The sequence below is a fragment of the Ornithinicoccus sp. genome, from assembly GCF_057176825.1.
Genome location: NZ_CM169976.1, coordinates 3,258,276 through 3,273,762, shown reverse-complemented (window position 1 = coordinate 3,273,762; position 15,487 = coordinate 3,258,276). Strand labels below are relative to the sequence as shown.

General features: G+C 71.2%; 11 protein-coding genes and 1 pseudogene. 8 read left to right on the top strand and 4 right to left on the bottom strand.

The features are described from left to right. Nucleotides 1-710: 710 nt before the first annotated feature. The 3 genes and pseudogenes from AC1QRC_RS16375 to AC1QRC_RS16365 form a co-directional block, all read right to left on the bottom strand. Nucleotides 711-956, bottom strand: a pseudogene (locus AC1QRC_RS16375) (maltokinase N-terminal cap-like domain-containing protein); the annotation flags it as partial. A gap of 4 nt (nt 957-960) precedes the next feature. After that, nucleotides 961-2,682: a maltose alpha-D-glucosyltransferase gene (gene treS / locus AC1QRC_RS16370; RefSeq protein ID WP_484204323.1), complete on the bottom strand. Its 1,722-nt coding sequence runs from the start codon at nt 2,680-2,682 to the stop codon at nt 961-963. Further along, nucleotides 2,683-4,767 carry an alpha-1,4-glucan--maltose-1-phosphate maltosyltransferase gene (locus AC1QRC_RS16365; RefSeq protein ID WP_484204322.1) on the bottom strand — a complete coding sequence of 695 codons (2,085 nt, stop codon included), beginning with the start codon at nt 4,765-4,767 and terminating at the stop codon, nt 2,683-2,685. Nucleotides 4,768-4,836: 69 nt separating this feature from the next. Here AC1QRC_RS16365 and glgP point away from each other — a divergent pair, with 69 nt between their 5' ends. Both glgP and AC1QRC_RS16355 read left to right on the top strand, forming a co-directional pair. Further along, on the top strand, nt 4,837-7,434 hold the full coding sequence (gene glgP, locus AC1QRC_RS16360; protein WP_484204321.1) for an alpha-glucan family phosphorylase: 2,598 nt from the start codon (nt 4,837-4,839) through the stop codon (nt 7,432-7,434). 276 nt (nt 7,435-7,710) lie between these two features. Next, nucleotides 7,711-8,637: a hypothetical protein gene (locus tag AC1QRC_RS16355; RefSeq protein ID WP_484204320.1), complete on the top strand. Its 927-nt coding sequence runs from the start codon at nt 7,711-7,713 to the stop codon at nt 8,635-8,637. Between the two features lie 134 nt (nt 8,638-8,771). Here the strand turns inward: AC1QRC_RS16355 and glgX are convergent, their stop codons facing one another. Then, nucleotides 8,772-10,898 (bottom strand): glycogen debranching protein GlgX, encoded by a 2,127-nt coding sequence (gene glgX, locus AC1QRC_RS16350; protein ID WP_484204319.1) that lies wholly within the window; start codon nt 10,896-10,898, stop codon nt 8,772-8,774. A gap of 35 nt (nt 10,899-10,933) precedes the next feature. Here glgX and AC1QRC_RS16345 point away from each other — a divergent pair, with 35 nt between their 5' ends. The 6 genes from AC1QRC_RS16345 (at nt 10,934) to AC1QRC_RS16320 (ending at nt 15,469) form a co-directional block, all read left to right on the top strand. Then, the gene (locus AC1QRC_RS16345; protein WP_484204318.1) at nt 10,934-11,500 is read left to right on the top strand and encodes a hypothetical protein; all 567 of its coding nucleotides are present in this window, start codon (nt 10,934-10,936) and stop codon (nt 11,498-11,500) included. After that, nucleotides 11,497-12,276: an enoyl-CoA hydratase/isomerase family protein gene (locus tag AC1QRC_RS16340; protein ID WP_484204317.1), complete on the top strand. Its 780-nt coding sequence runs from the start codon at nt 11,497-11,499 to the stop codon at nt 12,274-12,276. The genes AC1QRC_RS16345 and AC1QRC_RS16340 overlap by 4 nt, the downstream gene beginning before the upstream one ends. 194 nt (nt 12,277-12,470) lie before the next feature. Beyond that, nucleotides 12,471-12,869, top strand: a complete 399-nt coding sequence (locus AC1QRC_RS16335; protein WP_484204316.1) for a PadR family transcriptional regulator — start codon at nt 12,471-12,473, stop codon at nt 12,867-12,869. Next, a complete protein-coding gene (locus AC1QRC_RS16330) occupies nt 12,866-13,615 on the top strand; it encodes a hypothetical protein (protein WP_484204315.1) in 750 nt (249 codons plus the stop codon). Before AC1QRC_RS16335 ends, AC1QRC_RS16330 begins: the two co-directional genes overlap by 4 nt. A gap of 84 nt (nt 13,616-13,699) precedes the next feature. Then, nucleotides 13,700-14,479 (top strand): electron transfer flavoprotein subunit beta/FixA family protein, encoded by a 780-nt coding sequence (locus AC1QRC_RS16325; protein WP_484204314.1) that lies wholly within the window; start codon nt 13,700-13,702, stop codon nt 14,477-14,479. A 33-nt stretch (nt 14,480-14,512) separates the two neighbouring features. Beyond that, nucleotides 14,513-15,469 (top strand): electron transfer flavoprotein subunit alpha/FixB family protein, encoded by a 957-nt coding sequence (locus tag AC1QRC_RS16320; protein ID WP_484204313.1) that lies wholly within the window; start codon nt 14,513-14,515, stop codon nt 15,467-15,469. The last annotated feature ends 18 nt before the right edge of the window (nt 15,470-15,487 follow it).

The window sequence follows — 15,487 nt, the reverse complement described above, 5'->3', positions numbered from 1 at the left end:
TCGGCCGCCGCGGCATAGACCTCCTCGATCGCGGCGGCGTGCTCGGCCAGCTCGGGGACCTCGGCCAGGGCCGCGTCCTTGCGTGCCGCCAGGCGCTCCAGCACCTGCGCCCGCGCGGCGTCGTCGACCGGGGTCGTCCCGAGGGCCTCGTGCAGCGTCGCGTGGACCTGCGCCGTCGCCTGCCCCAGCGCGGTCGCGCGTGCGGTGAAATCCTCGTCGGCCTCCGCCGCCACCAGCGCCCGGCGCCAGGCGTCCTCCACACCGGGCAGGAACTCCTGGACGAAGGCCAGGTGGCCGCTGACCTCCTCGCCGGCCGGGTCGGTCCACGTGCCGTCGATGTAGCCGGCGGGCCGGGGCACCAGGGTGCTGCCGGCCGCGGCGAGCGCGGTCTGGACCGCCACGTCCGGGTTCTCCCCGGCGTGCAGCACCCGGAACAGCTTGATGATGAGGGGGTCGCCGTCGCCCTCGGTCCGCACGATCACCGAGGTGTTGGACTGTTCACCGGTCAGCACGGCCGAGCGCGCGACCACCGGCCGCTCGGCGGCTCCCTCGACGGCGTGCCCGGTCGCCGTCGACGTCCCGCCTTCGCGGTCGTCGGCGACCTGCGCCGAGTCGTGCACCAGGTCCAGCACGGCCTGGACGAAGACCGGGTCCGCGGGAGCGTCGTAGATGTAGCGGGTGCCCAGCTCGGAGTGCTCCACCGTCGCGACCAGGGCGGTGTGCAGGTCCTCCACCGGCTCGCTGCGGTAGGTCAGCGGCACCTGGTAGACGACCGGCTCGGGGCCGGACTCGTCCACCAGCAGGTGGGTCTGGATTCCCACCTCGCCGGCCGGGTCCTCCCAGCGGAGCATCCCGGCCAGGCGCAGCCGCGGGGAGCGCCCCTTCCCGGCATACCACCGGCGGTTCGACACCCAGCCGGGCAGGAACTCGGCGAAGTCGGGGGTCACGGCGCCCATCGGGTCACGCTCCTTGGTCAGGGGTCAGGCCGAGCCAGAAGAAGTCGCGCGACCCCATGGTGAGTTGGATCGTCCCATCCGCGGAGACATCGGGGAAGCCGGTGCCGCCGAAGAGGTCGATCGCGTCCGCGCCGCGAAGCTGCTCCGGCAGGGTGATCCGGGCCGCCTGCGGCCGGGAGGACAGGTTGTTGACGCACAGCACCGCCGGGTGGCCCTCGACCTCGTCGGGGTTGACCGACGGCGGCAGCACCCGGACGAACGGCAGGATCGCCTCGTTGTCGGACGCGCACAGGTGGAACTCGCCGAGGCCGAACACGGCGTGCCGCGAGCGGACCTGCAACATGCCGCGCACCCAGTGCAGCAGCGAGGAGCCGGTCGCCATCTGCGCCTCCACGTTCACCCCGCCGAAGTGGTAGACGAGGCTGGAGACGACGGGCAGGTAGAGCTTGCCCGGGTCGGCCGTGGAGAAGCCCGCGTTGCGGTCGGGGGTCCACTGCATCGGGGTGCGCACCGCGTCGCGGTCCTGCAGCCAGATGTTGTCGCCCATTCCGATCTCGTCACCGTAGTAGAGGCAGGGGGACCCGGGCAGGCTGAGCAGCAGCGCGTTGATCAGCTCGATCTCGCTGCGGGAGTTGTCCAGCAGCGGGGCGAGGCGGCGCCGGATGCCGACGTTGGCGCGCATCCGCGGGTCGGGGGCGTACCAGCCGTACATCGCGGTGCGCTCCTCCGGCGTCACCATCTCCAGGGTCAGCTCGTCGTGGTTGCGCAGGAAGGTGCCCCACTGGGTGCCGTCGGGGATCGGCGGGGTCTGCTCCATCACGGTGCGGATCGGCTCGGCCTTCTCCTCCCGCAGCGCGTAGTACAGCCGCGGCATCACCGGGAAGTGGAAGCACATGTGGCACTCCGGGGCCTCCGGCGTGCCGAAGTAGTCGACCACCTCGGCGGGCATCTGGTTGGCCTCGGCCAGCAGCACGCGCCCGGGGTACTCGGTGTCCACCATCGCCCGCAGGCTCGCCAGGAACTCGTGGGTGCGGGGGAGGTTCTCGCAGTTGGTGCCCTCCTCCTCATACAGATAGGGCACCGCGTCGAGCCGGAACCCGTCGATGCCCATGTCCATCCAGAACCGGACGACGTCGAACATCGCCTCCTGCACGGCCTCGTTCTCGAAGTTCAGGTCCGGCTGGTGGGAGAAGAACCGGTGCCAGAAGAACTGTCGCCGGACCGGGTCGAAGGTCCAGTTGGACACCTCGGTGTCGACGAAGATGATCCGCGCGTCGGCATACCGGTCGTCGGTGTCGGACCACACGTAGAAGTCGCCGTACGGGCCGTCCGGGTCCGAGCGTGAGGCCTGGAACCACGGGTGCTGGTCGGAGGTGTGGTTCATCACCAGGTCGGTGATGATCCGTATGCCGCGCGCGTGCGCCTGGGAGATCAGCTCCTTGAAGTCCGGCAGCGTGCCGAACTCCGGCAGGACGGCCGTGTAGTCCGCCACGTCGTAGCCGCCGTCGCGCAGCGGGGAGGCGTAGAACGGGGGCAGCCACAGGCAGTCCACCCCCAACCACTGCAGGTAGTCCAGCCGGTTGATCAGCCCGCCGAAGTCACCGGACCCCGAGCCGGTCGAGTCGTCGAAGGCGCGCACCAGCACCTCGTAGAAGACGGCCTTCTTGAACCAGTCCGGGTCGTGCCGGAGCCCCGGCTGGTGCAGGTTGAGTCCCCGCAGCTGCATTCAGAACCTCCGCGCGTGGATGATGTGGACGGGCAGCCCCTCGGCGCCGAGGCGCACATAGTTGTGCTGGCCCCACTGCCACTGGTCCCCGGTGAGCAGGTCCTGCGCCACGAAGCCGTCGTGCCAGCCCAGGCCGAGCGCCGGCATGTGCAGGTGCACCCAGGTGTCCCGGGTGGAGTGCGGGTCCAGGTTGGCCACCACGATGATCACGTCCTGGTCGGAGCCGTCGTGCGCCCCGCCGCCCCGCTTGGAGAAGACCAGGAAGTTCTCGTCGTCGACGCTGTGGAAGTGGATGTTGCGCAGCCAGTGCAGGGCGGGGTGCTCGCGCCGGATCTGGTTGAACCGGGTCAGGAACGGCGCCAGGTTCGGCCGGCCCTGCGCCTCACCCTGGCCCTCCCACTCGCCGTCCAGGTCCCAGCGCCGGTTCTTGAACTCGTACTTCTCGTTGTCGATGTGCTCCTCGGCGCCGGGCCGGGCCACGTGCTCGCAGTGCTCGTAGCCGGTGTAGATCCCGTAGGTCGGCACCAGCGTCGCCGCCAGGGCCGCCCGCAGGATGAACGCGGTCGGGCCGCCGTACTGCATGTAGGGCGTGAGGATGTCGTGGGTCGTCGGCCAGAACGAGGGCCGCATGTAGGTGGCCGCGTCGCCGGCCAGCTCGGTGACGTACTCCCGCAACTCGTATGCCGAGTTGCGCCACGCGTAGTACGTGTAGGACTGCTGGAAGCCGACCTTGGCGAGCGTGTGCATCATCGCCGGCTTGGTGAACGCCTCGGCCAGCCAGATCACGTCCGGGTGGTCCACGGCCACGTCGGCGATCAGCCACTGCCAGAACTCGACCGGCTTGGTGTGCGGGTTGTCGACCCGGAACAGCTTGACCCCGTGGTCGATCCACACCTGCACCACCCGGCGGACCTCGGCGTAGATGCCGTCGGGGTCGTTGTCGAAGTTGAGCGGGTAGATGTCCTGGTACTTCTTCGGCGGGTTCTCGGCATACGCGATCGTGCCGTCCGCCCGGGTGGTGAAGAACTCCTGGTGCTCCTCCACCCACGGGTGGTCCGGGGCCGCCTGCAGGGCCAGGTCCAGTGCCACCTCCAGGCCGTGCTCCCCGGCGCGGGCGACGAAGGCGTCGAAGTCGTCCCAGTCCCCGAGGTCGGGGTGCAGGCTGTCGTGGCCCCCCTCCTCCGCGCCGATCGCGTAGGGGGACCCGGGGTCGTGCTCCTGGGCGTCGAGGGTGTTGTTGCGGCCCTTGCGGTTGATCCGGCCGATCGGGTGGACCGGCGTCAGGTAGACCACGTCGAAGCCCATCCCGGCGATCGCCGGCAGCCGCTCGGCCGCCGTCGCGAAGGTGCCGCTGGTCCACAGCCCGGTGGTCGGGTCCTGGGTGGCGCCCTCGGAGCGGGGGAAGATCTCGTACCACGCGCCGGTCAGCGCCAGGTTGCGCTCCACCCACCAGGCGTGGTCGGCCGAGGGGCTGACCAGGTCGCGCAGCGGGACCGCCTGCAGCAACTCCACGACGTCCGGCCCAGTGCCCGCCGCGAGCCGGGCACCCACCGGTCGTTCGGTGTCGCGCAGCGCCGTCACCGCGTCCGCCAGGAGGGTGTCCTGCTCGGGGGTGCGGTCCACTTCGGTGCGGGCCCGCTCCAGCACCCGGGCCCCCTCCTCGAGCATCAGCTCGACGTCGACCCCGGCCTCCACCTTGATCGTCGCGTCGTGCCGCCAGGTGCCGTAGGGGTCGCTCCACCCCTCCACCCGGTAGGACCACACACCCGGCCGATCGGCATACACCTCCGTGCGCCAGTGGTTCAGGCCCGGGTTGATCAGGTGCATCCGGATGTGGTGCTCCACCCCGTCCGGGTCGGTCAGGATCGCGGTGGCGTTGACCGCGTCGTGCCCCTCGCGGAACACCGTCGCGGTCAGCGGGAACAACTCGTTCACCACCGACTTGGTCGGTCGGGCACCGCCGTCGACGGAGGGTCTCACGTCGAGGACGGGGATCCGGCCGATCGGGGTCTGTCCGACCTGGTCCAGGACGTGCCGTGCGTGGGCCGGTCCGGTGGCGTTCTCGGGTGCAACGGGCTCAGTCACCTGCCAGACGCTACCGGTCCGGTCACGGCGGTGCACACAGTTGGTCGATCCTCACCTATCCTCTGCCTCGTGAAGGCGATCCGAAGGCTCCATGTCGGCACCGTGCTCCCGGCAGAGTTGACCCCCCTGACCGAGTTGGCCCTCAACCTGCGCTGGTGCTGGCACCTGCCCACGCAAGACCTGTTCCGGGGCATCGACCCGGACCTGTGGGATTCCGTGCGGCACGACCCCGTGGCGATGCTCAGCGCGCTGACCCCGGACGACCTGGACCGCCTCGCCGGCGACGCCGAGTTCGTGGCCCGGGTCCAGGAGGCCGGTGCCGGGCTGGGCCGGTACCTGACCGAGCCCCGGTGGTATCAGGAGGCCGCCGCCGCGGCCGGACCCGCCGGGCAGGAGGGCCAGCAGGAGGGCTTCCCGGAGGCGATCGCCTACTTCTCGCCCGAGTTCGGGATCACCGCGGCATTGCCGCAGTACTCCGGCGGCCTGGGCATCCTCGCCGGCGACCACCTGAAGTCCGCCTCCGACCTGGGGGTGCCGATCGTCGGGCTCGGGCTGTTCTACAAGAGCGGCTACTTCCGCCAGCGGCTCAACGCCGACGGGTGGCAGCAGGAGTCCTACCCGGTCCTGGACCCCGACGACCTGCCGTTGTCGCTGCTCCGGGAGGAGGACGGCACCCCGGCCGTGATCTCCCTGGCGATGCCCGCCGGCGGGCACCTGGACGCCTACGTCTGGCGCGCCCAGGTGGGCCGGGTGCCGTTGCTGCTGCTGGACTCCGACGTGGAGACCAACGAGCCGAGCAAGCGGGACCTGACCGACCGGCTCTACGGCGGCGGCGGCGACCAGCGGCTGCAGCAGGAGATGCTGCTGGGTATCGGCGGCGTCCGTGCGCTGCGCCTGTGGTCGCGGTTGTCCGGGGCGCCGGAGCCGTCGGTCTACCACACCAACGAGGGCCACGCCGGTTTCCAGGGCATCGAGCGGATCAGCGAGCTGGTGGGCCGCGGGCTGGCCTTCGACGAGGCGCTGCGGGCGGTGCGGGCCAGCACCGTGTTCACCACCCACACGCCGGTGCCCGCGGGGATCGACCGCTTCGGGGTCAACCAGATCCAGTTGCACTTCGGCGGCCCGGCCGAGCTGGCGGGCGTGCCGGTGGACCGGCTCCTGGAGCTGGGCGCCGAGACGTATGCCGGGGGAGACCCGGGCGTGTTCAACATGGCCGTGATGGGGTTGCGGCTGGGGCAGCGGGCCAACGGGGTGTCCGAGCTGCACGGGGAGGTCAGCCGCGGCATGTTCAACGGCCTGTGGCCGGGCTTCGACGATGCCGAGGTGCCGATCGGTTCGATCACCAACGGCGTCCACGCCGGCACCTGGGTGGACCGCAAGGTGCAGTCGCTGGCGCGGGAGTTCCTCGGTGACGCCGCGTTCGGGCCGGACCCCTGGCCGCAGGCCGGTCAGGTGCCCGCCGACCGGATCTGGGCCACCAAGCGCGAGCTGCGCGAGCAGTTGGTGTCGAACGCCCGGGACCGGCTGCGCAAGTCGCTGCGGCACCGCGGCTCGACCGCCGCCGAGCTCGGCTGGGTGGACGACGTGCTGGACCCCGACGCCCTGACGATCGGCTTCGCGAGGCGAGTGCCGACATACAAGCGGTTGACCCTGATGCTGCGCGACCCGGAGCGTCTGGCCAAGATCCTGCTCGACCCGGACCGCCCGGTGCAGTTGGTCATCGCCGGCAAGGCGCACCCGGCCGACGACACCGGCAAGAAGCTCATCCAGGAGATGGTGCGGTTCACCGACGACCCGGAGTTCCGCCGGCGGATCGTGTTCCTGCCCAACTACGACATCGCCATGGCACAGACCCTCTACCCGGGCTGCGACGTGTGGCTGAACAACCCGCTGCGCCCGTTCGAGGCGTGTGGCACGTCCGGGATGAAGGCCGCGCTCAACGGCGCGCTGAACCTGTCCATCCTGGACGGCTGGTGGGACGAGTGGTTCGACGGCGAGAACGGGTGGGCCATCCCGACCGCCGACGGGGTCGAGGACCCCGAGCGGCGCGACGACCTGGAGGCTGCCGCGCTCTACGACCTGCTGGAGAACTCCGTGGTGCCGACCTTCTTCGACCGGGACGAGCAGGGCCTGCCGACCCGCTGGCTGGAGATGATCACGCACACCCTGTCCACGCTCGGGCCCAAGGTGATGGCCGACCGGATGGTGCGCGACTACACCCAGGACCTCTACCTGCCCGCGGCCCGCGCCGGGTGGGCCGCTGCGCGCGAGGACTTCGCGGGCGCCCGCGACCTGGCGGGCTATGTCGGGCGGGTGGACAGCGCGTGGCCCACGGTGCGCGTCGACCACGTTGAGGCCGACGGCGTCGGGGACACCCCGCGCCTCGGCGAGACCGTACGGGTGCGGGCCTTTGTCGCCCTCGGCGACCTGGCGCCCTCCGAGGTCCAGGTCCAGGTCGCCTTCGGCCGCGCCTCGGAGGCCGATGAGTTGACCGATGTCGAGACCAGCACGCTGGAGGTGACCGAGTCCTACGAGGGCGGGCGGCACCGGTTCGAGGGCGAGCTGACGCTGTCCCGCACCGGCTCCCTGGGCTGGACCGTCCGCATCCTCCCCGCCCACCCGCTGCTGTCCTCGGTCGCTGAGTTGGGCCTGGTCGCCAACCCCTAGCCAATTTTCCTAGCGGGTTTGACGCCCGGTCCCGCCTTTTCGTAGCGGGTTTGCATCCCACACTGGTGCCCCGTCGGTCCTCGCCGGCGGGGCACCGGCATCTCTGGCGTCGGCAGCAGGTGGGACACGTGGCGTCACCCGTCCTCGTTGTCCCAACGTGTTGTCCCCGACGGGTTGTCCCCAACGGGGCGTATAGGCCTGCCCTATCCACAGGTGCGACACCGACGCTTTCCCTCTGTGCGTCACGGGGTGAGGGTGTTCCCGGAGGTGTGGATGGTGACGTTCCAGATCAAACGCCCTGCCGAACTTCGGGCGGAGGGCATGAAGCGAGGGCAGATCGACGCGCTACCCCGGGTGGACGGGATGACCGGGGTGCGTCTGGTGGGCGACCCGCCAGCTGATCCACGGCTGATCCGGATCCGGGCCGCCGTGCAGAAGGCACCCTCCGGCGCGGTGCTCTGCGGTTGGGCAGCGGCAGCGCTCTACGGGGTGACGCCGGACTTCCTGGACGGAACCCTCGACGGGACCAAGCTGGCACCGGTGGACCTATCCGTCCCCGACAGCGCCGGCTCCTACGACGTCCGTGGGCTGCGTCCCCGGCGCTCGCGGGTGCCCGAGGCGCACCGCGTCGAGCGTGGCGGCATCGTGGTCACGTCCCCGGAGCGGACGGCGCTCGACCTTGCGCGCTGGGCGCCTCGCGACGCCAGGCGTCTGGCGATGCTGGACCTCTCCTTCCGGTTCGGACTGATCGACCCCGAGTCGTTCGGCGAGTTCCTTGACCCCCTCGGAGGCCTGCACCGCGTGGCCCGGGTGCGTGAGCTGGCACCGCTGATGAGCGATCGGGCGGAGTCGGTGCCCGAGAGCGAGATGCGCTACCACTGGATTCGTGTCGGGCTCCCCACGCCCCTGGTCAACCAGCCCATCCACGATCGCTTCGGACAGTTTGTGGGGCGCCCGGACCTGTTCGAGGAGGAGTCGGGCCTGACCGGGGAGTACCAGGGGTACGTCCACCTGCTGGACCAGGCTCCGGAACACGACAGGGCGCGGTTTGAGCGGTTCGGCGCGATGAACATGACCGTGGTGGAGATCTGGAGATCCGACCGGGTTGGCATGGGCGACAAGTTGCTCGCGGGCTACGCGACCGCCAGGGCTCGGGATCGGCGGCTCGACTCATGGGTGTGCCCGCCCATCGGCGACGACTGACTCCTGTTGAGCCAGGCGCCAGGCTTGGTGCCCGCCAGGTCGGGATTCCTGGTGCGACAGAATCTGCGGACCTGACGGGGAGATCTCGGGGACGGCAAATCCGCTACGAAATTACGGGTGGGGCGACAAACTCGCTACGAAAATTGGGTGGGAGCTAGCAGGAGGGTTGAGCGTGGCCCGACCAGGAACGTTTCCCCTGCTGACTGGGAGCCGCCCCCGCGCGGGCGCTCCCAGGTGCTGTCCCAGAGCACCCGGGCGCCGGTCAGGCCGTCCACCTTCGGCAGGCGCACGGTCGCGGCGGCGGCGCCGGCGTGCAGCACCCACAGCACCGCGTCGTCCTCGCCGTTGAAGTCCTCCAGGAGCGCGACGACAGTGCGCCGGGACGGGTCGCGCCACTGCTCCTCGTCGAGGACGTCACCGTCCGGGGTGAACCACCGCACCCGCGCCCGCCCCGGCTCGGGGTCGAACCGGGGGAAGTCCACGGGCCGCAGCGCCCGGTGCGCCCGGCGCAGCCCGATCAGCGCGGCGACCGTTGCCCGCAGGTCCTCCGCCTCCGGGGTCAGATCCCAGTCCAACCAGCTCGTCGCGTTGTCCTGGCAGTAGGCGTTGTTGTTGCCGCCCTGGGTCTTGCCGATCTCGTCGCCGGCGGCCAGCATCGGCACGCCCGCGCTGAACAGCGTCGTCGCCTGCAGGTTGCGCACCGACCGCCGCCGAGCCGCCAGCACGTCCGGGTCGTCGGTCGGCCCCTCGACGCCGTGGTTCCAACTGCGGTTGTCGCCGTGGCCGTCCCGGTTGTCCTCGCCGTTGGCCTCGTTGTGCTTGTGCTCGTATGCCGTGGTGTCGGCGAGCGTGTACCCGTCGTGGGCGGTCACGTAGTTCACCGAGGCGATCGGCCCGCGGTCCTCCACCGCGAACAGGTCCTCCGACCCACCGAGGCGGGTGGCCAACTCGCCGATCCCGTGGCCGGTCTGTCCGACGAGCTCGCGGGCGCTGTCGGCCAGCCAGAAGGTGCGGACGGTGTCGCGGAACCGGTCGTTCCACTCGGTGAACGGCGGCGGGAACTGCCCCGTCCGCCACCCGTGGACCCCGATGTCCCACGGCTCGGCGATGAGCTTGACCCGGGACAGCACCGGGTCGGTGCGCAGCGCCACGTGGAAGGCGTGGTCCGGGTCGTAGGCGTCGTCCCGCCCGCGGGCCAGCGCCGGCGCCAGGTCGAACCGGAACCCGTCCACGTGATACTCGGTGACCCAGTGCCGCAACGAGTCCAGCACCATCTTGGCCACCATCGGCTCGCGCAGGTCCACGGTGTTGCCGCACCCGGTGACGTCGACGTCACGGCCGCGGCCGTCCAACCGGTAGTAGGTCGCGTTGTCCAGCCCGCGCCAGCTCAGCGTCGCCCCGGTCGGTGAGCCCTGCTCGGCCGTGTGGTTGTAGACCACGTCGAGCACCACCTCGATGCCCGCCGCGTGCAGCGCCCGCACGGCGCCCTTCACCTCATCGACGACGCCCTGCGGGTCCCGCGCCACGGCATACGGGGCGTGCGGGGCGAAGAACCCGAGGGTGTTGTAGCCCCAGTAGTTGCTCAGCCCCAGCTGCACCAGCCGCGGCTCGTGGCTGAAGGCGTGCACCGGCAGCAGCTCCAGCGTGGTCACGCCCAGCCCGACGAGGTGCTCCAGGACCGCGGGGTGCCCGAGCGCGGCATACGTCCCGCGCAGTTCCTCCGGCACGTCCGGGTGCCGCATGGTCAGCCCCCGCACGTGCGCCTCGTAGACGACCGTCTGGGACCAGGGCACCTCCGGGCGGGTGTCGTCGCCCCAGTCGAAGGCGTGGTCCACCACCACCGACCGGGGCACGTATGCCGAGCTGTCCCGTCCGTCGGGCGCCTCGCCGTCCCCGGACCACCGGTGATCCACGACGTGCCCGAAGACCTCGGGTCCCCACCCGACCTCGCCGTCCACCGCCCCGGCATACGGGTCGAGCAGCAGCTTGGCGGGGTTGTGCCGGTGCCCCTGCGCGGGCGACCAGGGGCCGTGGACCCGGTAGCCGTAGCGCTGACCGGGCGTGATGCCCGGCACGTGGTCCCACCAGATCCCGTATGCCGTGTGGCTCAGTGGGACGCGCCGCTCACCGCCCGCCTCGTCGAACAGGCACAGGTCAACGGCCGTGGCGTGCCGGGCCAGGACGGCCACCCATGCGCCGTCCCCGTCGAGGGTGACCCCCAACCGCGGAGGGACGTCCGTGGAGCGGCGGGGGGCTGGCATGGAGATCAGCCTAGGGAGTGGGTACGTTGGAATGTATGACCGACCCGACCTCACTGCCCAACTTTCCCCCGCCCCCCGAGGAGCACCCGCTGCGCGGCCGCGTCCTGGACGCCCTCCAGGACCTGCAGATGTCGCCCGACCTGGACCAGGCCGGTGACGTGAAGTTCACCTCCCGCGACCAGCAGCTGTTCGTCCGCTGCCTCAAGGGCGGCCAGGTCGACATCATGCGCACCTTCGGCCAGTGGAAGGTCGCCGACACGGTGCCGGGCGACATGCTGACCCGGCTCAACGCCTGCAACGACGTCACCCTGGGGGTGAATCTCGTCAAGGCCGGGATCGCCGCCGGCAACCTGGTGCTCAGCGTCGAGCAGGTCATCGCCCGCAACGAGGACCCGAAGGGCAAGCTGCAGATCGCGACCGGGCTGATCCTGCAGGCGGTCGCCCTGTGGCACAAGAACGCGGTGTCCAAGTCCCAGCGCGAGGCTGCGCTCGAGGCGGGGGAGGAGCCGCCCGTGGCCCAGGACGAGGCCGGCAAGACCTCGACCGTCGGCCCGTGGCTGTCCGAGGGTGTCCAGCGGCGCGACGAGGGCCCGTCGGCGTGAGCGAGTACGTCCGGGTCGAGGTCGCCGACGGGGTCGCGACGGTCCGCATCGACCGGCCCAAGATGAACCCCCTCGACATCGAGGTGCAGGACGCCCTGGGGGAGGCGGCGCGTCAGGTGTCGGCCGATCCCGAGGTAGCCGCGGTCATCTTCTGGGGCGGGGACACGGTCTTCGCCGCCGGCGCGGACATCAAGGAGATGCAGGACATGTCCTACCCGGACATGGTCAAGCGCGCCACCGAGATCCAGGAGCGGTTCAGCGCCGTCGCCCGCATCCCCAAGCCGACGGTGGCCGCGATCACCGGCTACGCGCTGGGCGCCGGGTGTGAGCTGGCGATGTGCTGCGACTTCCGGATCGCCGCGGACGACGCCAAGCTGGGCCAGCCCGAGGTGCTCCTGGGGGTCACCCCCGGCGCCGGGGGCACCCAGCGGCTGCCCCGCCTGGTCGGCCCCGCCAAGGCCAAGGACCTGCTGTACTCCGGCCGCATGGTGGACGCCGCCGAGGCGCTGGAGATCGGCCTGGTCGACGAGGTGGTGCCCGCCGCGGACGTCTACGCGACGGCCCTGGAGCGGATGTCGCGCTACGTCGGGGGCCCCGCCCTCGCGCTGCGCGCCATCAAGGAGGCCGTCGACCGCGGCCTCGAGACCGACCTGGACACCGGCCTGGCGATCGAGGCGATGCAGTTCGCCGGCGTCTTCGCCACCGAGGACCGCTCGATCGGGATGACCTCGTTCGTGCAGAACGGCCCCGGGAAGGCGGAGTTCACCGGCCGCTGAGCCACTCACCTCACCGCACCTCGCGCAGGATTATCGGGTCGCCCGATAATCCTGCGCTTCGTTGCGGAAGCTGTCCCGGTCGAGAGCGCCAGGTTCCGGGGGAAGCCGGCGCAGATCCCCGAAGCAGGACCGCGTCACTACACCGACCGCCTGACTAGTTTGACTCTCTGACTAGTAAGGCATACTGTCTAGCTATGCGCACAGACAGCGACTGGCCCAGCGAGTGGCTCCGGGGCGTGCTCGGGGTGTGCGTGCTCCGCATCCTGGAGGACGGCGCGACCTACGGCTACGCCATCGCGACGCGCCTCTCGGAGGCCGGGCTCGGCGCCGTCAAGGGGGGCACCCTCTACCCGCTGCTCAACCGGCTGGAGTCCCAGGGTCTCGTCGAGGTCGAGTGGCGGCCCGGCGAGGGCGGCCCCGGGCGCAAGTTCTACGCACTGACCACCGCCGGGCGCGCCGAAGCCGCCCGGCAGGCCGGGGAGTGGGCGCGGTTCACCGAACTCACCCGGGCCCTCACCGACCGGACGGGAAGCCCCGACCCGGCTCACGACATACGGCAGCCCGACACGGCGCCGGAGAGGACATCGTCATGAACGACACCCACGCCCACCGCCGCGCCGGCGCGGACGGCGCCCTCGCGACGCCGCACATCGACCCGGCCTGGAGGGAGACGTTCATCATCGAGCTGCGCCTGGCGGACGTGCCCGGCGACCAGATCGGCGACGCGCTGGCCACCGTCGACGCGCACTGCGCCGAGTCGGGGGAGAGCGCCACCGAGGCCTTCGGCGACCCGGCCGACTACGCCCGGACCCTGCACGGGGAGCAGCCGCCGGAGGGGCTCGGCCTCAGCGTCCGCACCGCCCTGGGACTCGTATGCGGAGTGGTCGCCCTGGTCCTGGTGCCCCGTGCCGTCGACGCCTGGCTCGACGGCACCGCGGTCGGCGTCAGCGCCGGTGACCTGGTCGCCCTCGCGCTGTGCCTGGGCCTGGCCGGCTTCGTCATGGCCCGGCCCGGCCCGGTGATGGGGTGGATCATGCGGCACCGGTGGTCGATCTTCGCGTTGCCCTTCGCGGTGCTCATCGCGATGATCCTGCCCCAGGCCCTGTGGCGGCAGGAGGTCGCCGAGCCGGGCTGGGGCCCGGTCCTCGGGGCGGGGCTGCTGCTGCTTGTGCTCAACGTGGCCCTGACCTGGCCGGACATGTCCACGCCCGACCCGATCCGCGACCCGCGCCAGCCCCGGCCGCAGCGGGCCCCCCGGCCCTGGCTGCTGGCGCTGATGTTCCCGTTCCTGACCCTGGTCGTCCTCGGCATGGACGCCGTGGTGCGCCTGTTCGCGTGAGCGGGAGAGGTCGGTTCGGAACCGACCGGTAGGAAGTGCGAAGATGACCCCGAGACCTGACCACCCACCAGGAAGATGTGTGACGTGAACATCGCTGTCCTTGTCAAGCACGTGCCGGATGCCCAGTCCGAGCGCTCGTTCGAGGCCGACCACACCACGGACCGGGACGCGGTCGACGGGCTGCTGTCGGAGCTGGACGAGTACGCGGTCGAGGAGGCCCTGAAGCTGGTCGAGGCGGGCGAGGGCGAGGTCACCGTCCTCACCATGGGCCCGGAGAAGGCCGCCGACGCGCTCAAGAAGGCCCTCCAGATGGGCGCCGACAAGGGCGTCCACATCTCCGACGAGGCGCTCGCCGGCTCGGACGCGCTGGCCACCTCGTTGGTGCTGGCCGAGGCCATCACCAAGCTGGGCGGGGTGGACCTGGTGCTGACCGGCCTGGCCTCCACCGACGGCTCGATGAGCGTGGTGCCGGCGATGCTGGCCGAGCGGCTCGGGCTGCCCCAGGTCACGATGGCCTCCGAGCTGACCGTGGACGGCTCGACGGTCCGGATCCGCCGGGACGGGGACGCGGCATCCGAGACGGTCGAGGCGACGCTGCCGGCAGTCGTGTCCGTGACGGACCAGATCAACGAGCCGCGCTACCCCTCCTTCAAGGGGATCATGGCGGCCAAGAAGAAGCCGGTCGAGACCTGGTCGCTGGCCGATCTCGGGGTGGACGCCTCCCAGGTGGGGCTGGACGCGGCGTGGTCCACGGTGGAGTCCGTCGAGGCGCGGCCGCCGCGCACCCAGGGTGAGGTCGTGACCGACGAGGGCGAGGGCGGCAAGGCCCTGGCCGCGTTCCTGGCGTCCCGCAAGTTCGTCTGAGTCGACTGGTTAACGAGCGAAGAGGAGTATGTGATGGCTGAGGTTCTCGTGCTGGTCGACCACGTCGACGGGGCCGTGCGCAAGAGCACGGCAGAGATGCTGACCGCGGCGACCCGGCTGGGTGAGGCGTCGGCGGTGTATGTCGGGTCCGGCGCCGAGCGGATCGCCCCCCTGCTGGGTCGGTTCGGTGCCCACACGGTGTATGCCGTGGAGTCACCCGAGGTGGGGGAGTACCTGGTGGCCCCGGTCGCCGAGGTGCTGGCGCAGTTGGTGGAGACCACCAGCCCGGCCGCGGTGCTGCTGCCCTCGACCTCCGAGGGCAAGGAGATCGGGGCCCGGCTGGCGGTGAAGACGGGCTCCGGCCTGGTCACCGACGCCGTCGACGTGCAGGCCGGTGACGGCGGGGTCCGCACCACCCAGTCGGTCTTCGCCGGCAACTACACGGTCACCTCGCTGGTGAGCCACGGCTCCCCGGTCGTCACCGTCAAGGCCAACTCGATCCCGGTCGCCGAGGCCCCCTCGCCCGGCACCGTCGAGGCCGTGTCCGTCGAGCTCAGCGACGCGGCCAAGGCCGCGCGGATCGTCGAGGTCAAGCCCAAGGAGAAGTCGGGGCGCCCGCAGCTGACCGAGGCCCCCATCGTGGTCTCCGGCGGCCGCGGCACCGGCGGGGACTTCGGCCCGGTCGAGGAGTTCGCCGACACCCTGGGCGCCGCTGTCGGCGCCTCCCGCGCTGCGGTCGACGCCGGCTGGTACCCGCACTCCTCCCAGGTCGGACAGACCGGCGTGCAGGTCTCCCCGCAGCTCTACGTCGCCGCCGGGATCTCCGGCGCGATCCAGCACCGGGCCGGGATGCAGACGTCCAAGACGATCGTGGCCGTCAACAAGGACCCCGAGGCCCCGATCTTCGAGCTAGTGGACTTCGGCGTCGTCGGTGACCTGTTCCAGGTGTTGCCGCAGGCCGCCGCCGAGGTGAAGTCCCGCAAGGGCTGACCGCCACCCCGGTGGGAG